Origin of the sequence: Metapseudomonas otitidis (assembly GCF_011397855.1) — a bacterium.
Taxonomy (GTDB): domain Bacteria; phylum Pseudomonadota; class Gammaproteobacteria; order Pseudomonadales; family Pseudomonadaceae; genus Metapseudomonas; species Metapseudomonas otitidis.
Window position 1 is genome coordinate 651,299 of record NZ_AP022642.1, and the last position, 18,221, is coordinate 669,519.

Below are 18,221 nucleotides of genomic sequence, written 5' to 3' on the forward strand. Positions count from 1 at the left end.
AACGGCTAGCGCCGTCGGAGACCTCTCGATGCCCCACCAAGATGTACGGCTTCAACAACTTAGCGTTTGGCTGGAGCAGCAGCTCCCCGTTCTTTTCCAGCGTGAGGGCTGGGGCGAAGTGCCCGCGGCGAGCCTGACTCCGGCCAGCAGCGACGCCAGCTTCCGTCGTTATTTCCGCTGGCAGGGCGAGGCCCGCACGCTGATCGTGATGGATGCCCCGCCGCCCCAGGAAGACTGCCGCCCCTTCGTCAAGGTCGCCGGCATGCTGGCCGAGGCAGGCCTGCATGTGCCGCGCATCCTCGCGGCCGACCTGGAGCAGGGCTTCCTGCTGCTGGACGACCTGGGGCGCCAGACCTACCTGGACGTGATCGACGCCGACAACGCCGATGCCCTGTTCGAGGATGCCCTCCAGGCCCTGATCGCCCTGCAGCGTCGCAGCCTCGACGTGCCGATGCCCTGTTACGACGACGCCCTCCTGCGTCGCGAACTGCAGCTGTTCCCCGACTGGTACCTGCAGCGCCACCTCGAAGTGACCCTGGACGCCACCCAGCAGGCGCTCTGGTCGAAGACCTGCGACCTGCTGGTCGACAGCGCCCTGGCGCAGCCCCGTGTGCTGGTGCACCGCGACTACATGCCGCGCAACCTCATGCTCAGCACGCCCAACCCCGGCGTGCTGGATTTCCAGGATGCGGTCTACGGCCCGGTCACCTACGACGTCACCAGCCTGTTCAAGGATGCCTTCCTCAGTTGGCCCGAAGCGCGGGTGCGTGGTTGGCTGGAGCGCTACTGGAACCTCGCCCGTGAGGCCGGCATCCCGGTGCAGCCGCAGCTCGATGACTTCCTCCGCGCCAGCGACCTGATGGGCGTGCAGCGCCACCTCAAGGTCATCGGCATCTTCGCCCGCATCTGCCACCGCGACGGCAAGCCCCGCTACCTGGGCGATGTCCCGCGCTTCTTCTCCTATATAGAAGCCGTGCTGGCGCGCCGGCCCGAGCTCGCGCCCCTGGCCGAGCTGCTGGCCAGCCTGCCCCGTCATGCGGCGGTGCCCGCATGAAGGCGATGATCCTCGCCGCCGGCAAGGGCGAGCGCATGCGGCCGCTCACCCTGCACACGCCCAAACCCCTGGTCCGTGCGGCCGGTGTTCCGCTGATCGAGTACCACCTCAAGGCGCTGGCTGCAGCCGGGTTCGTCGATGTGGTGATCAACCACGCCTGGCTCGGCCAGCAGATCGAAGACCACCTTGGCAACGGCGCGCGGTTCGGCCTGCGCATCCGCTACTCCCCCGAGGGCGAGCCGCTGGAGACTGGCGGCGGCATCCATCGGGCGCTGCCGCTCCTGGGCGACGAGCCCTTCCTCGTGGTCAACGGCGACATCTGGACCGACTACGACTTCGCCCGTCTGCGTGCACCGCTCGATGGCCTGGCCCACCTGGTCCTGGTGGACAATCCGGCTCATCACCCGGGTGGCGATTTCCAGCTCCACCACGGTTGCGTCAGCGATAGCGTGCCCGGTGAGCCGGGGCTGACCTACAGCGGCATCGCCGTGCTCGACCCGCGCCTGTTCGAAGGTTGCCAGCCCGGGGCCTTCAAGCTCGCGCCGTTGTTGCGCGACGCAATGGGGCACGCTCAGGTGAGCGGTGAGCACCACCCGGGTCACTGGGTGGATGTCGGCACCCTGGAGCGGCTGGCCGAGGTCGAGCGCCTGGTCGAGGCGGGGCGCTGAGATGTTCTGGCCCATGACCCTGCTGGGCGCCGTCGCCGGCATGCTCATCGCCAGCATCCCCGGTGCCTTGCTCGGCGGCCTGCTGGGCCAGGTGGCGGACCGGCGCTTCAAGCTCAACTCCTGGTCACGCCTGGTCCAGTGGGTGCGCCGCCGTGACGAGCATGAGCTGCTGTTCCGCCTCCTCGGTCGTCTGGCCAAGAGTGGGGGGAGGGTGCTCGAGGTGCATATCCAGCAAGCCCGTGCCGAGATGCGTCGCCTCGGTTTGGACGACGCGGCCCAGCGCCGTGCCATCGAAGCCTTCACCCGGGGCAAGAACGGCGAGGGTGACCTGCGCCGGCCCCTGCGCCGCTTGCGCCACCAGCGTGCGGCAGGCGAAGCGCTGCTGCGTGCGTGCTGGCAGATGGCGGCGGCCGATGGGCGCATCGCTCGCCAGGAGCGGGAGCTGATCCTGCAATGGGGGCAATGGCTGGACTGGCCGGCGAACGAAGTGGAAGCGCTCAGCGTCGGCTTCGACAAGCCCAGTGGGGCACCCGTGCAGCGGGGCGGGGCCTATCAGGAGGCGCTGGCCCTACTGGGCGTGGGCGCCGACAGCGAGCCTGCGGTCATCAAGCGTGCCTACCGGCGCCTGATCAGCCAGCACCACCCCGACAAGCTCGCCGGCGCGGGTGCCACCCCGCAGCGGGTGCGCGAGGCCACCGAGCGGACCCGCGAGCTGCACAGCGCCTACAACCTCATCCGCGAGCGCCACGGCTTCCGCTGATCAGATGCTCGGCGTCGCCGGCGCTGCCGGTGGCGTGGGGGCCGTGGCGCCGCTGCTTGCCGGGCGCTTTGGCGCAGCGCCTTTCAGGTGGCTGTCCAGCCAACCGCGCACGCGCCGCACCAGTTGCTCCTGCTTGGCATCCTGGCTGGCGGACCAGTCCGCCAGCGGCACCTGCACGTAGTCCAGGTGCTTGACCCGCTTGCTCGCCTGCAAGCGCTTCAGCGCCGATGCGGCAGCGGTGGGCGCCTGCTGGTAATAGAGGTCGCCCACGGCCTGGGGCAGGCGCGGGGCCAGCTCCTCCAGCGGCGGCTCGTAGCCGGCGGGCACTTCGGCCGCCACCATCACCAGGTTCTCGACGCCGCTTGACGGCGTATCGGTCAGAAAGCGTGCCGCCCACCAGGCGCCACTGCCGTGTCCCAGTAGGACGATGGTGGTGGCCTGTTGTTGGCGGGCAAAGCCGATGGCCGCCTGGATGCGGGCGGAGATGCGCTCGGTCTGGGTCTTGCGTCGCTCCTCGGCTCTTGGCTGTGGTGGCGCCGGATCGGTGCTGGGCTCCGCCGTGCTGGCCTGTTCTGGCGGGGGCGGTGGATTGGCCGGGTCGGCACTTTCGGACTTCGGCGGCTCCGCAGGCGTCCCGCCTTCGCTGGCCGCTGGCGGCGGGGTATCCGCCGGCCGCGGTGGCGGCTCATCGCCGGCCGGGTCGGGCAGGGTGAGGCTCAGGGTGTGCCAGCCCACGTCCGGCAGCTTGGTGCGCAGGGGGGCAATCGCCCGGGGCCAGTCCGCAGTTTCGCCATCGCCGGGAATCAGGATCACCACCCCATTGGGCGTGCCGACGTTGGCCGGTTGCCACAGGGCGAGGAACGGCTCGCTGCCCGCTGTCAGTTGCTGCTGTTCAGCCTGGGGCAGGCGTTGCTCCAGGGCCTTGGCATCCTCCTGGCTGCGCTCGTCGAGTGGCGCGCGCTCCACCGGCTTTTCGGCCGGCTGCCCGGTGCCATCGGCCGGAGCTGCATCGCCTTTCTCGGCGGGTGGGTCTTCAGCCTGGGCGGCGGTGCAGAGCAGGGCCAGGGCGAGGGTCGCAAGGGTGAGCGTGCGGCGGGGCATGGCGGGCGTCCGGGTGGGGCAACAGGCGGAAGCCTATAGGCTGGCTGTTTTTTTGTCAGGCCTGCCTTCGCCTCCAGGGGCGGCGCTGGAGTAAGGTATGTCCGCCCCGATCCCGGGTCGTCGTGGTGTCCCGTCGCATGATTCGCTCGTTGTGCCTGTCCATCCTGTTCGCCTGCTTGCTGCCGGGGCTGTCCCTGGCGCAGCCGTCGCCGAGCTTGTCCCTCGATGACGGCCAGCGCGCCTGGCTCGAAAACCACAATGAGTTGCGCGCCGGCATCGTGCTGCAAGCCCCCTATGCGCAGCTGGACCGCCGCCTGCAGCAGCTGTCCGGCCTCAATGTCGAGTTGATGGAGCGCCTGGCCGCCGAACTCGGCGTGCACCTGGTCTGGCGCAGCTTCAATGAAATGGGCGAACTGGAGCACGCCCTGCGCAACGGGCAGGTGGACATCGCCCCCGGCCTGATCCAGACCCCCGCCGGCCTGCGCCTGTGGCTGTTCTCCGACCCTTACATGCGGGTGCCGCAGCTGATGGTGGGCGAGCGCGCCACCACCACCGGCGCGGTGGACATCGAACAGCTCGGCGCGAACGAGCCGGTGGCGCTGCGCTCACCGAGCCCGGTGGCCGACTACCTGCGGGCCACCTATTCCGGCCTGGCGTTGCAGGCGGTGACCAGCGAGCGCCAGGCGTTGCGCGCGGTGCTGGAGCAGCAGGTGCGCTACGCCGTGATCGACGAGGCGCAACTCAGCCGCCTGTCCCGCGAGCAGGAGTTCACCGGCCTGGCCGTGGTGGCGGACATCGGCTTCCCGCAGTTGCTGCGGGTCGCTACCCGGCGCGACTGGCCGGAGCTGTCGACCCTGGTGGATGTCGCCCTGCGGGCGATCCCGCCGAAGGACCTGGACCAGTTGCACGAGCGCTGGCTGCAGGCGCGCTACCCCCGCGCCAGCGAGTCCCCGGGTTTCTGGCAGAACCTCTGCCTGCTGTTCGGCCTGTTGCTCGCCAGTGCGGGCGCCATCATCTATTGGTTGCGGCGGCAGCAGCGTGCGCTGGAGAAGCGCCTGCTGGAGGCTCGCCATGCGATCCAGTTGCGGGAGGCGGCGGAGGAAGCCCTGCGGCTGACCCAGTTCTCTATCGACCACAGCACCGTGGGCATCCTCTGGGTCAACTGGGACAGCCATGTGCGCTACGCCAACCGGGCAGTGGAGCAGATGCTCGGTTATGCGCCGGGCGCCCTGGTGGACCGCCCCCTGTCGGCCCTGCAGCCGGATCTCACGATGGATCGCTGGCTCAACCTCTGGCGCCGTGCGCGCAACAGCAATGAGAGCGCGCAGAACATCGAGACCCTGTGCCAGCGCGAGGATGGGCGCCTGGTGCCGATGGACGTGTCGCTGAGCTTCCTGCGCTTCGGCACCTCCGAATACCTGGTGGTGTTCCTCACCGACATCACCGAACGCCGCCGTGCCCACGAGGCGCTGGAGGAGAGCGAGGCGCGGCTCAAGGGCATCGCCTCCAACGTGCCCGGACTGGTGTTCCGCCTGGAGCGGCCCAGTGGCAGCGCCCATGCGGCGTTTGCCTTCATCGGCGCCGGCAGCGAGGCGTTGGTGGGCTACAGCGCCGAGGAGTTGCTGAACACCGGACGCGGCATTCGCGGGCTGGTCCACCCGGATGACGAGGCCGGCTACTGGGCCAGCCAGATGGCCGCCCTGGCAGAGGACCGCGACTGGCACTGGCAGGGCCGCATCCTCACCCGCGACGGCGAGCAGCGCTGGGCCGACATCAAGGCCAGCGCGCGGATCTTCGAGGATGGCCGCGCGGTGTGGGACGGCGTGGTCTGGGACATCACTGCCAACAAGCGCATCGAGCTGGAGCTGGCCGCTTCGCGGGCGCAATTGCGCGACCTGTCGGCGCACCTGGAGAGCGTGCGGGAGGAAGAGAAGGCCCGTATCGCCCGCGAGGTGCATGACGAGCTCGGCCAGGTGCTCACCGTGCTCAAGCTGGAAACCTCCATGTGCGAGCTGGCCTACGGGGGCAGCGATGCCGGCCTGGGCGAGCGCCTGAACAGCATGAAGCGCCTGATCGCCCAGCTCTTCCAGCTGGTGCGCGACGTGGCCACGGCGCTGCGCCCGCCGATCCTCGACGCTGGCATCGGCTCGGCCATCGAGTGGCAGGCCCGGCGCTTCGAGGCGCGCAGCGGCATCCCCTGCCTGGTGACGGTGCCCGAGGCGCCGCCGGCGCTGTCCGATGCCAAGGCCATCGGGCTGTTCCGCATCCTGCAGGAAGCGCTGACCAACGTGCTGCGCCACGCCCGCGCGCAGAGTGTCGAGCTGGAGCTGGCCCCGGAAGGCGGTTGGCTGCGGCTTTCCATCAGCGACGACGGCATCGGCTTCGACCCCGATGCCTGCCGTCCGGGGGCATCGTTCGGCCTGGTGGGCATGCGCGAGCGCGTGCTGATGCTGGGCGGCAGCCTGTCCATCCACAGCCAGCCGGGCGAAGGCAGCACCCTGGAGGTGCGCATTCCCCTGGAGAAGGAGACGACCGCGTGATCCGAGTACTGGTGGCCGAAGACCACACCATCGTCCGCGAGGGCATCAAGCAGCTCATCGGCCTGGCCAAGGACCTCTGCGTGGCCGGCGAGGCGAGCAATGGCGAGCAACTGCTCGAAACCCTACGGCACACGCCCTGCGAGGTGGTGCTGCTGGACATCTCCATGCCCGGGGTCAACGGCCTGGAGGCGATCCCGCGCATCCGCGCGCTGAGCAACCCGCCGGCGGTGCTGGTGCTGTCCATGCACGACGAGGCGCAGATGGCCGCGCGGGCGCTGAAGATCGGCGCCGCCGGCTATGCCACCAAGGACAGCGACCCGGCGCTGCTGCTCACGGCGATCCGCAAGGTGGCGTCCGGCGGGCGCTACATCGACCCGGACCTGGCCGACCGCATGGTGTTCGAAGTCGGCCTGACCGATTCGCGACCGCCCCATGCGCTGCTCTCGGAGCGGGAGTTCTCGGTATTCGAGCGCCTGGTGCGGGGCGAAGGGGTGAACGAGATCGCCCAGCACCTGGCTGTCAGCAGCAAGACGGTGAGCACCCACAAGGCCCGCCTGATGCAGAAGATGGCGGTGCATTCGGTGGCGGACCTGGTGAAGTACGCGGTGGAACACAAGCTGCTCTGAAGCGGCTTTTGCCTGGAAGGGAGGGGGCCGGTTCCGACCGGTGAATGCCCGATCTAATCGCTCGGGATTGTAGGGCGATCCCTACAAGCGATCCTCCGCGCCCCTTATAGCAAAGTCTCATAGCGCCCGATTTGCGTGGCCTGCCGGCTTCTCTAGTCTCTCGGCACGGCATAAACAAAAATCAAAAAGGTGCGGTGATGGCCTCGATTCCGGCGAACGATGTACTGGTCAGCTTCCGTGGCGTGCAGAAGAGCTACGACGGCGAATCCCTCATCGTCAAAGACCTCAACCTGGACATTCGCAAAGGCGAATTCCTGACCCTGCTGGGCCCCTCCGGCTCCGGCAAGACCACCAGCCTGATGATGCTCGCCGGGTTCGAGACCCCGACCAATGGCGAGATCCTCCTGGCCGGGCGCTCCATCAACAACGTGCCGCCGCACAAGCGCGACATCGGCATGGTGTTCCAGAACTACGCCCTGTTCCCGCACATGACGGTGGCCGAGAACCTGGCCTTCCCGCTCACCGTGCGCGGCATGAACAAGACCGATATCAGCGAGCGCGTGAAGCGTGCGCTGTCCATGGTCCAGCTCGACAGCTTCCGCAACCGCTACCCGGCCCAGCTCTCCGGCGGCCAGCAGCAGCGCGTGGCCCTGGCCCGTGCGCTGGTGTTCGAGCCGCAGCTGGTGCTGATGGACGAACCGCTGGGTGCGCTCGACAAGCAGCTGCGCGAGCACATGCAGATGGAGATCAAGCACATCCACCAGCGCCTGGGGGTGACCGTGGTGTACGTGACCCACGACCAGGGCGAAGCGCTGACCATGTCCGACCGCGTGGCCGTGTTCCACCAGGGCGAGATCCAGCAGATCGCACCGCCGCGCGAGCTGTACGAATTCCCCTGCAACACCTTCGTGGCCAACTTCATCGGCGAGAACAACCGCATCAACGGCCAGCTGCTCAGCCGTGACGGCGACCAGTGTGTGGTGGTGCTGCCGCGCGGCGAGAAAGTCCAGGCCCTGGCGGTCAAGGTCGGCCAGCCCGGCGAGCCGGTGACCCTGTCGGTGCGCCCCGAGCGCGTGCGCCTGAACAGTGCCAGCGAATCCTGCGCCAACCGCTTCTCCGGCCGTGTGGAAGAGTTCATCTACCTGGGCGACCACGTGCGCATTCGCCTGGAGGTCTGCGGTCATTCCGATTTCTTCGTCAAGCAGCCCATTGCCGAGCTGGACCCGTCCCTGTCCGTCGGCGACGTGGTGCCGCTTGGCTGGCATGTGGAGCATGTCCGCGCGCTGGACCCGGTGGCGGTGGACGACTGACGCCCGCCCGAGGCTTAACCCCAACCCTGCACTTGCACTATGGAGAGAACAACAATGTCCAAATCCTTGAAGCTCACTGCCCTTGCGTTGGGGCTGGCATGCGCCGCACAGGCCATGGCAGCCGACCTGACCGTCGTATCCTTCGGCGGCGCTAACAAGAATGCCCAGGTGAAGGCGTTCTACGAACCCTTCCAGGCCACCACCAGCAACACGATCATCGCCGGCGAGTACAACGGCGAGATGGCCAAGGTGAAGGCCATGGTCGACACCGGCAGCGTGTCCTGGAACCTGGTGGAAGTGGAGTCCCCCGAGCTGGCCCGCGGCTGCGACGAGGGGCTGTTCGAGGAGCTGGACCCGGCTCAGTTCGGCAAGGCGGAAGACTTCGTCCCGGGGGCCATCCAGCCCTGCGGCGTCGGCTTCTTCGTCTGGTCCACCGTGCTGGCGTACAACGCCGACAAGCTGAAGACCGCCCCCACCGGCTGGGCCGATTTCTGGGACACCAGCAAGTTCCCGGGCAAGCGCGGCCTGCGCAAGGGGGCCAAGTACACCCTGGAGTTCGCCCTGATGGCCGACGGCGTCGCGCCCAAGGACGTCTACACCGTGCTGGCCACCAAGGAAGGCCAGGACCGCGCCTTCAAGAAGCTGGACCAGATCAAGCCCAGCATCCAGTGGTGGGAAGCCGGCGCCCAGCCGCCGCAGTTCCTCGCCTCCGGTGACGTGGTCATGAGCTCCGCCTACAACGGCCGCATCGCTGCCGTGCAGAAGGAAAGCAACCTGAAGATCGTCTGGGCCGGTGGTATCTACGACTTCGACGCCTGGGCCATCCCGAAGGGGGCCAAGGACAAGGACGCTGCGCTGAAATTCATCGCCTTCTCGGTCAAGCCCGAGCAGCAGAAGATCTACTCCGAGAACATCGCCTACGGCCCGGCCAACACCCAGGCGGTGCCGCTGCTGGACAAGGCGCTGCTCAAGGACATGCCGACCACTCCGGAGAACATCAAGGACCAGGTCGCCATGAGCGTCACCTTCTGGGCTGACTACGGCGAGCAGCTGGAGCAGCGCTTCAACTCCTGGGCCGCCAAGTAACCGGCCACCCAGCACATCCCCTCCTCCTCGCGGGGGAGGGGAGTACCCAGAGATCCACCGGAGTTCGCCATGGCCACTGTCGTCACCGGCCCGACCCTGAAGCAGCGCCTTGCGCGTGCCGAACGGGTCAACCGCCTGAAGTCCCAGGCGCTGATCCTGCCCTTGCTGCTGTTCCTTCTGCTGACCTTCCTGGTGCCCATCGGCGCGCTGCTCTACAAGAGCGTGAGCAACCCCGAGGTGGTGTCTGCCCTGCCGCGTACCGTGGACGCCATCGGCACCTGGGACGGCAAGGCCCTGCCCGCCGAGCCGGTCTACAAGGCCCTGGCCCTTGACCTGGCCGATGCGCGCAAGAACCAGACCATCGGTGACCTGTCCAAGCGCCTGAACATGGAGCTGGCCGGCTACCGCAGCCTGATGGCCAAGACCGCGCGTGCGCTGCCGTTCAAGAGCGAACCAGGCTCCTACAAGGACGCCATGGAAGGGCTCGACGAGCGCTGGGGCGACCCGGCCTACTGGCAGGCCATTCGCCGCAACGCCTCGAACCTGACCCCCTATTACCTGCTGGCGGCCGTCGACCATCGCATCGACGACCTCGGCGAGGTGGCCCCGGCCACGCCGGACCAGGCCATCTACCTGGATATCTTCGCCCGCACCTTCTGGATGGGCGCTGTGATCACCCTGATCTGCCTGGCGCTGGCATACCCGCTGGCCTACCTGCTGGCGACGCTGCCGACGCGCAAGAGCAACCTGCTGATGATCCTGGTGCTGCTGCCGTTCTGGACCTCGATCCTGGTGCGCGTGGCGGCGTGGATCGTGCTGCTGCAATCCGGCGGCCTGATCAACGGCGCGCTGCTCAAGCTGGGCCTGATCGACCAGCCGCTGCAGCTGGTGTTCAACCGCACCGGCGTGTACGTGGCGATGGTGCACATCATGCTGCCGTTCATGATCCTGCCGATCTACAGCGTGATGAAGGGCATCTCCCCCAGCTACATGCGGGCGGCGATCTCCCTGGGCTGCCACCCGTTCGCCAGCTTCTGGCGGGTGTACTTCCCGCAGACCGTGGCCGGCGTGGGCGCGGGCTGCCTGCTGGTGTTCATCCTGTCCATCGGCTACTACATCACCCCCGCGCTGCTGGGCAGCCCGAACGACCAGATGGTGAGCTACTTCGTGGCCTTCTTCACCAACACCACCATCAACTGGGGCATGGCCACCGCCCTGGGCGGGATGCTGCTGCTGGCCACCATGGTGCTCTACGTCGTCTACAGCTGGCTGGTGGGCGCCGGCCGCCTGCGCCTGGGTTGAGGAGATAAGAAATGCTGAGTCCCTACATGTCCCCGGTCGAGCGCCTGTGGTTCTACACCCTGCGCATCCTCTGCGGCCTGGTGCTGCTGTTCCTGATCCTGCCGGTGCTGGTGATCGTGCCGTTGTCGTTCAACTCCGGCACCTTCCTGGTGTACCCGCTGCAGGGGTTCTCCCTGCGCTGGTACGCCGACTTCTTCAGCTCGGCCGAGTGGATGCGCTCGCTGACCAACAGCATGATCGTGGCGCCCGCCGCGACCCTGCTGGCGATGGTCTTCGGCACCCTGGCGTCCATCGGCCTGACCCGGGGCGAGTTCCGCGGCAAGGCGCTGGTGATGAGTCTGCTGATCTCGCCGATGGTGGTGCCGGTGGTGATCGTCGGTGTCGCCAGCTACCTGTTCTTCGCGCCGATGGGCCTGGGCAACAGCTACCTGTCGCTGATCATGGTGCACGCCGTGCTGGGCGTGCCCTTCGTGATCATCACCGTGTCGGCCACCCTGCAGGGCTTCAACCACAACCTGGTGCGTGCCGCCGCCAGCCTGGGGGCGCCGCCGCTGACCACGTTCTTCCGCGTCACCCTGCCGCTGATCGCACCGGGTGTGATCTCCGGGGCGCTGTTCGCCTTCGCCACGTCCTTCGACGAGGTGGTGGTGACCCTGTTCCTCGCCGGCCCCGAGCAGGCGACCCTGCCCCGGCAGATGTTCAGCGGCATCCGCGAGAACCTCAGCCCCACCATCGCGGCGGCGGCAACCCTGCTGATCGGCTTCTCGGTGGTGCTGCTGCTGACCCTGGAGTGGCTGCGCGGTCGCAGCGAGAAGATGCGTACCTCCATGCCGGAGTGACTTCCATATAGGGCGGCTCCCTCGTTGTGCTCGTTCACAACGAGGGCGTGGCCCTGCGCTCATGCGCGCTCCCAGGCGCGCACTCACTTCAGCCTTTCGCTGATGTGCCCCTCTTCGATGATCCACTCCATATCCGGGATGCCGTGAGTGCCGTCCTCAGTCAGAAGAAAATGGCCGCTCGGGTGGATGGTGTAGTCATCGCCGCACGCTACCAAACGTGAAAGCGCCATCACCTGGGATCGGATGTAGGGAATGGCTGCCGTTCTGATCGGCGCACCAAAGAACACGAATCGAGAACCGTTGATCGCTTCGGGTTGAATCATCCAGCCGCCTCGATAAAGCGCTTTCTGATCGTCATTCAGCAGTCTCGCAACGTCTTCCCCTGTGGTCTCAATACACCCTGCGATTTCTTCAGTCGTGAGTGAGTAATCCAGTTCGATCCAGCCAGCCACCGTTGTATAGGCACCCATTCTTCGCTCCTCTGTCTGTCGCATTCAGGACTGAATGTCGCGATTGTCACCGGTGAAAAACGAATGCGGCTACAATCCGCGCCACCGTGATTCTGCACCGAGGTCTCTCATGCAACCCTTCGCCATCGCCCCGTCGATCCTGTCCGCCGATTTCGCACGCCTGGGCGAGGATGTGGACAAGGTGCTCGCTGCCGGCGCCGACATCGTCCACTTCGACGTGATGGACAACCACTACGTGCCCAACCTGACCATTGGCCCGATGGTGTGTTCGGCGCTGCGCAAGTACGGCGTCACCGCGCCCATCGACGTGCACCTGATGGTCTCCCCGGTGGACCGCATCATCGGCGACTTCATCGAAGCCGGCGCCACCTACATCACCTTCCACCCGGAAGCGACCCAGCACATCGACCGCTCCCTGCAACTGATCCGCGACGGCGGCTGCAAGTCCGGCCTGGTGTTCAACCCGGCCACTCCGCTGGACAGCCTGAAGTACGTGATGGACAAGGTGGACATGATCCTCCTGATGAGCGTGAACCCCGGTTTCGGCGGGCAGAGGTTCATCCCCGGCACCCTGGACAAGCTGCGCGAAGCCCGTGCGCTGATCGAGGCCTCGGGCCGCGACATCCGCCTGGAGATCGACGGTGGGGTGAACGTGAAGAACATCCGCGAGATCGCCGCCGCAGGCGCTGACACCTTCGTCGCCGGCTCTGCCATCTTCAATGCGCCGGACTACGCCGAAGTCATCGCCGCCATGCGCGCCGAGCTGGCCCAGGCCTGATGAACGCGCTGCAACGGCTGTTCGACGGCCGCCTGCCGCGTCTGGTGATGTTCGACCTGGACGGCACCCTGATCGACTCGGTGCCGGACCTGGCCGCCGCGGTGGACCGCATGCTGGTCAGCCTCGGACGTCCACCCGCCGGGGTCGAGCGCGTGCGTGACTGGGTCGGCAACGGTGCGCGGGTGCTGGTGCGCCGGGCCCTGGCCGGTGGCATCGACCACAGCGCCGTGCATGACGAGGACGCGGAGAAGGCCCTGGAGATTTTCCTGGAGGCCTATGCCGACAGCCATGCGCTGACCGAGGTCTACCCGGGCGTGGCGGAAACCCTGAAGTGGTTGCGCAAGCGCAAGATCGAGCTGGCGCTGATCACCAACAAGCCCGAGCGTTTCGTGGCGCCGTTGCTGGACCAGATGAAGCTGGGGCGCTACTTCCCGCTGATCATCGCCGGCGACACCCTGCCCCAGCAGAAGCCGGACCCGGCTGCGCTGCTGCATGTGATGCACATGACCGGCGTCAGTCGCAACGAGGCGCTGTTCATCGGTGACTCGCGCAACGACGTGCTGGCCGCCAAGGCGGCGGGGGTCAAGTGCGTGGCGCTGAGCTACGGCTACAACCACGGTCGGCCCATCGACGAGGAGGAGCCGGCGCTGGTGGTGGATGACCTGCGCGAGCTGCTGCCTGGCGGTTGCGCCGCACACGGCGCTGCGCTAATGTCGCCCGACTCCCCAGATCATCTGCCTCATAGAAGAGATAGAAACGTGCTGGTTCCCTGCAAGCTCTGGCTCGAACGAGCCTCCATGCGAATCATCAAGGCCGTGGCCCGTTGGCGCTGGCGCGCCTGATTCCATTCTGGCCGGACCGGTCCGGCGCGCTTGCACACCGACGTCTTTTATCCAGGAGCCCACCCGGGCTCCTCGCCCTACGAGGCAAATCATGACCCGCGATGAATTCCTGCGTTTGGCCGCCCAAGGCTACAACCGCATCCCGCTCGCCTTCGAAACCCTGGCGGACTTCGATACCCCGCTTTCCCTCTACCTGAAGCTGGCCGATGCGCCGTACTCCTACCTGCTGGAGTCGGTCCAGGGCGGCGAGAAGTGGGGGCGCTACTCCATCATTGGCCTGGCCAGTCGCACCGTGCTGCGTGCCCATGGCGCGAAGGTCAGCGTCAGCGTCGATGATCAGGTGGTGGAGGCCGTGGACAGCGAAGACCCGCTGGCCTTCGTCGAGGCGTTCAAGGAGCGTTACCAGGTTGCGCCCATCGACGGCCTGCCGCGTTTCAACGGTGGCCTGGTGGGCTACTTTGGCTACGACTGCGTGCGCTATGTCGAGAAGCGCCTGGCCAACTGCCCCAACCCTGACCCCCTGGGCACGCCGGACATCCTGCTGATGGTGTCGGATGCGGTGATCGTGTTCGACAACCTGGCAGGCAAGCTGCACGCCATCGTGCTGGTGGACCCGAGCCAGCCAGACGCTTTCGAGCAGGGCCAGGCTCGCCTCGATGCGCTGCGGCAGACACTCCGCCAGCCGGTGGTGCCGCGCCTGGGTGTCGACCCGAGCCTGCCGGTGGAGTTGCAGAGCGACTTCCGCTCCAGCTTCACCCGCGAGGACTACGAGCGGGCAGTGGGCGAGATCAAGGAATACATCCTGGCGGGCGACTGCATGCAGGTGGTGATCTCCCAGCGCATGTCGGTGCCCTTCGAGGCAGCGCCGATCGACCTCTACCGGGCGCTGCGCTGCTTCAACCCGACGCCCTACATGTACTTCTTCAACTTCGGCGACTTCCATGTGGTGGGCAGTTCGCCGGAGGTGCTGGTGCGGGTCGAGGATGGCCTGGTCACCGTGCGCCCCATTGCCGGCACCCGTCCCCGTGGCGCCACCGAGGATGCCGACCGGGCTTTGGAAGAGGACCTGCTGTCCGACGCCAAGGAGTTGGCCGAGCACCTGATGCTGATCGACCTGGGCCGCAATGACGTGGGGCGCGTGTCCGCCACCGGTTCGGTGAAGGTCACCGAGAAGATGGTGATCGAGCGCTACTCCAACGTGATGCACATCGTCTCCAACGTCACCGGCCAGCTGAAGGACGGCGTCTCCGCGATGGATGCGCTGCGGGCGATCCTGCCGGCGGGCACCCTGTCGGGTGCGCCGAAGATCCGTGCAATGGAGATCATCGACCAGCTCGAGCCGGTCAAGCGTGGCGTCTACGGCGGTGCCGTGGGTTACCTGGCCTGGAACGGCAACATGGACACCGCCATCGCGATCCGCACGGCGGTCATCAAGGATGGGCAACTGCACGTGCAGGCTGGCGCCGGCATCGTTGCCGACTCGGTCCCCGCACTGGAATGGGAGGAGACGCTGAACAAGCGCCGCGCCATGTTCCGTGCCGTGGCGCTCGCCGAGCAGACCACCAAGACCGACGCCTGAGGACCCTGCCATGTTGCTGATGATCGATAACTACGACTCCTTTACCTACAACGTGGTGCAGTACCTGGGCGAGCTGGGTGCCGATGTCCATGTGATCCGCAATGACGAGCTGAGCATCGCCCAGATCGAGGCGCTCAAGCCCGAGCGCATCGTCGTCTCCCCGGGCCCGTGCACCCCCACCGAGGCGGGCGTGTCACTGGAGGCCATCCTGCATTTCGCCGGCAAGCTGCCGATCCTGGGCGTGTGCCTCGGCCACCAGAGCATCGGCCAGGCCTTCGGCGGCGATGTGGTGCGGGCGCGCCAGGCGATGCACGGCAAGACCAGCCCGGTCTTCCACCATGACCAGGGCGTGTTCCAGGGCCTGAACAATCCGCTCACGGTGACTCGCTACCACTCGCTGGTTGTCAAGCGCGAAACCCTGCCGGAGTGCCTGGAGATGACCGCCTGGACCCAGCATGAAGACGGTTCGGTGGACGAGATCATGGGGCTGCGCCACAAGACCCTGAACATCGAGGGTGTGCAGTTCCATCCGGAGTCCATACTCACCGAGCAGGGGCACGAGCTGTTCGCCAACTTCCTCAAGCAACAGGGCGGGGTACGCTGACATGGACATCAAGGAAGCCCTCGGCCGCGTGGTCAACCAACTGGACCTGACCACCGAGGAAATGCAGGCGGTGATGCGCCAGATCATGACCGGGCAGTGCACCGACGCGCAGATCGGTGCCTTCCTGATGGGCATGCGCATGAAGAGCGAGACCATCGACGAGATCGTCGGGGCCGTGTCGGTGATGCGTGAGCTGGCCAGCCGGGTGGAACTGTCGAGCCTGGATCGCGTGGTGGACGTGGTCGGCACCGGTGGCGATGGCGCCAACATCTTCAACGTGTCCTCGGCGGCGACCTTCGTGGTCGCGGCGGCAGGGGGCAAGGTGGCCAAGCACGGCAACCGCGCGGTGTCCGGCAAGACCGGCAGCGCCGACGTGCTGGAGGCCGCCGGTATCTACCTGGACCTGAAGCCCGAGCAGGTGGCCCGCTGCATCGAGCATGTCGGCGTCGGCTTCATGTTCGCCCAGGTCCACCACAAGGCGATGAAGTATGCCGCCGGCCCGCGCCGCGAGCTGGGGCTGCGCACGCTGTTCAACATGCTCGGCCCGCTTACGAATCCGGCCGGGGTGAAGCACCAGGTCGTGGGGGTGTTCAGCCAGGCGCTGTGCCGGCCGCTGGCCGAGGTGCTCAAGCGCCTGGGCAGCCAGCACATTCTGGTGGTGCATTCCAAGGACGGGCTGGACGAACTGAGCCTGGCGGCACCGACCCATGTGGCCGAGCTGAAGGACGGAGTTGTCACTGAATACCAGGTGCAGCCGGAGGACTTCGGCATCAAGAGCCAGAGTCTGATCGGCCTGACCGTGGACAGCCCGCAGCAGTCCCTTGAACTGATCCGCGATGCCCTGGGGCGTCGCAAGACCGAGAACGGCCAGAAGGCCGCAGAGATGATCGTGCTCAACGCTGGCGCCGCGCTTTATGGGGCGGACCATGCGAGCACCTTCAAAGAGGGTGTGCAGTTGGCCCACGATGCCCTGCACACCGGCCTTGCCCGCGAGAAGCTGGAGGAGCTGGCCTCCTTCACCGCGGTGTTCCGAGTGGAGAACGAAGCGTGAGCGTCCCGACCGTCCTAGAAAAGATCCTCGCCCGCAAGGCCGAGGAAGTCGCCGAGCGGCGTGCCCGCACGTCGCTGAGCCAACTGGAAGCGCTGGCCCGTTCGGCCGACGCACCGCGCGGGTTCGCCCGGGCCTTGCAGGACAAGGTGGCGCGGCGCGAGCCGGCGGTCATTGCCGAGGTGAAGAAGGCGTCCCCGAGCAAGGGCGTCATCCGCGAGAACTTCGTGCCCGCGCAGATCGCCCGCAGCTACCAGGACGGTGGCGCCACCTGCCTGTCGGTGCTCACCGATGTGGATTTCTTCCTGGGTGCCGACGAGTACCTGAAGGAAGCCCGGGCGGCCTGCTCGCTGCCGGTGATCCGCAAGGACTTCCTCATCGACCCCTATCAGGTCGTCGAGGCCCGTGCGTTGGGGGCCGATTGCGTCCTGCTGATCGCTGCGGCGTTGTCCGACCTGCAGATGGCGGAGCTGGCTGCCACGGCGAAGGACGTGGGGCTGGATGTGCTGGTGGAAGTGCACGATGGCGATGAGCTGGAGCGGGCACTGAAGACCCTGGATACGCCGCTGGTGGGCATCAACAACCGCAACCTGCACACCTTTGACGTGAGCCTGGAGACCACCCTGGACCTGCTGCCGCGCATACCGCGCGACCGCATCGTCGTCACCGAGAGTGGGATTCTCAACCGGGCGGATGTCGAGCTGATGGAAGTCAGCGAGGTCTATGCCTTCCTCGTGGGCGAGGCGTTCATGCGTGCCGAGGAGCCCGGGACCGAATTGCGTCGGCTGTTCTTCCCGGAGCGTGGGCGGGTCAAGCTGAGCGCCGACCCGAACTGATCGATGTGCACATGGAAAAGCCGGCGTCCTGCCGGCTTTTTCATATGCGCGTCTCAGCGGGTCCCGAAGACCACCATGGTCTTGCCCTTGACGTGCACCAGGCCCTGTTCCTCCAGGCTCTTGAGCACGCGGCCGACCATCTCGCGGGAGCAGCCGACGATGCGGCCGATTTCCTGACGGGTGATCTTGATCTGCATGCCGTCCGGGTGGGTCATGGCATCGGGCTGCTTGCACAGGTCCAGCAGGGTGCGAGCGACACGGCCGGTCACGTCGAGGAAGGCCAGGTCACCCACCTTGCGGGTGGTGTTGCGCAGGCGGTCGGCCATCTGGCTGCCCAGGGCGTAGAGGATTTCCGGGTCCTGTTGCGTCAGTTCGCGGAACTTGGCGTAGCTGAGCTCGGCCACTTCGCACTCGGTCTTGGCGCGGACCCAGGCGCTGCGCTCTTTCTCGGCGCCTTCCTTTTCGAACAGGCCCATCTCGCCGAAGAAGTCCCCGGCATTGAGGTAGGCGATGATCATTTCACGGCCGTCGTCGTCCTCGATCAGGATGGTGACGGAACCTTTGATGATGAAGAAGAGCGTTTCACAGCGGTCGCCCGCATAGATGATGGTGCTCTTGGCGGTGTAACGGCGGCGGTGACAATGCGCGAGAAGCTTGTCGAGGTTCTTGATCTTTGGAGTGAGGGTAATAGCTACCATGCCCGAGTCCCGAAATATAAATAGATAAGCCCTTGTCCAACAGGCACTTTCTTATTAGTTATCTGGCTAAGTGTGCCAGT

18 protein-coding genes are annotated in these 18,221 nt (G+C 66.7%); 15 read left to right on the top strand and 3 right to left on the bottom strand.

Features of this window, described 5'->3' with window-relative positions:
• Positions 1–28 precede the first annotated feature (28 nt).
• The 3 genes from PotMrB4_RS03065 to PotMrB4_RS03075 are packed head-to-tail and all read left to right on the top strand — an operon-like array spanning position 29 to position 2,482.
• Complete coding sequence (locus PotMrB4_RS03065; RefSeq protein ID WP_172432490.1) at positions 29–1,054, top strand: aminoglycoside phosphotransferase family protein; 1,026 nt, start codon at positions 29–31, stop codon at positions 1,052–1,054.
• Complete coding sequence (gene murU, locus PotMrB4_RS03070) at positions 1,051–1,722, top strand: N-acetylmuramate alpha-1-phosphate uridylyltransferase MurU (protein WP_172432491.1); 672 nt, start codon at positions 1,051–1,053, stop codon at positions 1,720–1,722. The genes PotMrB4_RS03065 and murU overlap by 4 nt, the downstream gene beginning before the upstream one ends.
• A gap of 1 nt (position 1,723) precedes the next feature.
• A complete protein-coding gene (locus tag PotMrB4_RS03075; protein ID WP_172432492.1) occupies positions 1,724–2,482 on the top strand; it encodes a TerB family tellurite resistance protein in 759 nt (252 codons plus the stop codon).
• On the opposite strand, the gene PotMrB4_RS03080 is transcribed toward PotMrB4_RS03075, so the two are convergent.
• Entirely contained in the window at positions 2,483–3,583 is a 1,101-nt protein-coding gene (locus tag PotMrB4_RS03080; RefSeq protein ID WP_074967488.1) for an alpha/beta hydrolase family protein, read from the bottom strand.
• Positions 3,584–3,720: 137 nt separating this feature from the next.
• Between PotMrB4_RS03080 and PotMrB4_RS03085 the strand changes: the two genes are divergently transcribed.
• The 6 genes from PotMrB4_RS03085 to PotMrB4_RS03110 all read left to right on the top strand — a co-directional run bounded on the left by PotMrB4_RS03085 (position 3,721) and on the right by PotMrB4_RS03110 (position 11,286).
• Positions 3,721–6,123: a PAS domain-containing sensor histidine kinase gene (locus tag PotMrB4_RS03085; protein ID WP_172432493.1), complete on the top strand. Its 2,403-nt coding sequence runs from the start codon at positions 3,721–3,723 to the stop codon at positions 6,121–6,123.
• A complete protein-coding gene (locus tag PotMrB4_RS03090; RefSeq protein WP_044405695.1) occupies positions 6,120–6,749 on the top strand; it encodes a response regulator in 630 nt (209 codons plus the stop codon). The genes PotMrB4_RS03085 and PotMrB4_RS03090 overlap by 4 nt, the downstream gene beginning before the upstream one ends.
• Before the next feature lie 197 nt (positions 6,750–6,946).
• Entirely contained in the window at positions 6,947–8,059 is a 1,113-nt protein-coding gene (locus PotMrB4_RS03095; protein WP_044405697.1) for an ABC transporter ATP-binding protein, read from the top strand.
• A 54-nt stretch (positions 8,060–8,113) separates the two neighbouring features.
• Positions 8,114–9,145, top strand: a complete 1,032-nt coding sequence (locus PotMrB4_RS03100) for an ABC transporter substrate-binding protein (RefSeq protein WP_394354016.1) — start codon at positions 8,114–8,116, stop codon at positions 9,143–9,145.
• Between the two features lie 69 nt (positions 9,146–9,214).
• The gene (locus PotMrB4_RS03105; RefSeq protein WP_172432495.1) at positions 9,215–10,447 is read left to right on the top strand and encodes an ABC transporter permease; all 1,233 of its coding nucleotides are present in this window, start codon (positions 9,215–9,217) and stop codon (positions 10,445–10,447) included.
• Between the two features lie 11 nt (positions 10,448–10,458).
• A complete protein-coding gene (locus PotMrB4_RS03110; RefSeq protein ID WP_044405701.1) occupies positions 10,459–11,286 on the top strand; it encodes an ABC transporter permease in 828 nt (275 codons plus the stop codon).
• Between the two features lie 83 nt (positions 11,287–11,369).
• On the opposite strand, the gene PotMrB4_RS03115 is transcribed toward PotMrB4_RS03110, so the two are convergent.
• Positions 11,370–11,756, bottom strand: coding sequence for a hypothetical protein (locus PotMrB4_RS03115; protein WP_172432496.1), 387 nt, complete (start codon positions 11,754–11,756; stop codon positions 11,370–11,372).
• 109 nt (positions 11,757–11,865) lie between these two features.
• Between PotMrB4_RS03115 and rpe the strand changes: the two genes are divergently transcribed.
• From rpe to trpC, 6 genes are all read left to right on the top strand, one after another.
• Positions 11,866–12,534 (top strand): ribulose-phosphate 3-epimerase, encoded by a 669-nt coding sequence (rpe, locus tag PotMrB4_RS03120; RefSeq protein WP_172432497.1) that lies wholly within the window; start codon positions 11,866–11,868, stop codon positions 12,532–12,534.
• A complete protein-coding gene (locus PotMrB4_RS03125; RefSeq protein ID WP_044405707.1) occupies positions 12,534–13,376 on the top strand; it encodes a phosphoglycolate phosphatase in 843 nt (280 codons plus the stop codon). Before rpe ends, PotMrB4_RS03125 begins: the two co-directional genes overlap by 1 nt.
• A gap of 91 nt (positions 13,377–13,467) precedes the next feature.
• Positions 13,468–14,955 (top strand): anthranilate synthase component I, encoded by a 1,488-nt coding sequence (gene trpE, locus PotMrB4_RS03130; protein WP_044405708.1) that lies wholly within the window; start codon positions 13,468–13,470, stop codon positions 14,953–14,955.
• Positions 14,956–14,965: 10 nt separating this feature from the next.
• Positions 14,966–15,559 carry an aminodeoxychorismate/anthranilate synthase component II gene (locus PotMrB4_RS03135; RefSeq protein WP_074967498.1) on the top strand — a complete coding sequence of 198 codons (594 nt, stop codon included), beginning with the start codon at positions 14,966–14,968 and terminating at the stop codon, positions 15,557–15,559.
• Between the two features lies 1 nt (position 15,560).
• On the top strand, positions 15,561–16,610 hold the full coding sequence (gene trpD, locus PotMrB4_RS03140; RefSeq protein WP_172432498.1) for an anthranilate phosphoribosyltransferase: 1,050 nt from the start codon (positions 15,561–15,563) through the stop codon (positions 16,608–16,610).
• Positions 16,607–17,443: an indole-3-glycerol phosphate synthase TrpC gene (gene trpC, locus PotMrB4_RS03145; protein WP_044405713.1), complete on the top strand. Its 837-nt coding sequence runs from the start codon at positions 16,607–16,609 to the stop codon at positions 17,441–17,443. Before trpD ends, trpC begins: the two co-directional genes overlap by 4 nt.
• 53 nt (positions 17,444–17,496) lie before the next feature.
• Here trpC and crp read toward each other — a convergent pair whose 3' ends face one another.
• Positions 17,497–18,141, bottom strand: a complete 645-nt coding sequence (gene crp, locus PotMrB4_RS03150; protein WP_044405715.1) for a cAMP-activated global transcriptional regulator CRP — start codon at positions 18,139–18,141, stop codon at positions 17,497–17,499.
• Positions 18,142–18,221 lie beyond the last annotated feature (80 nt).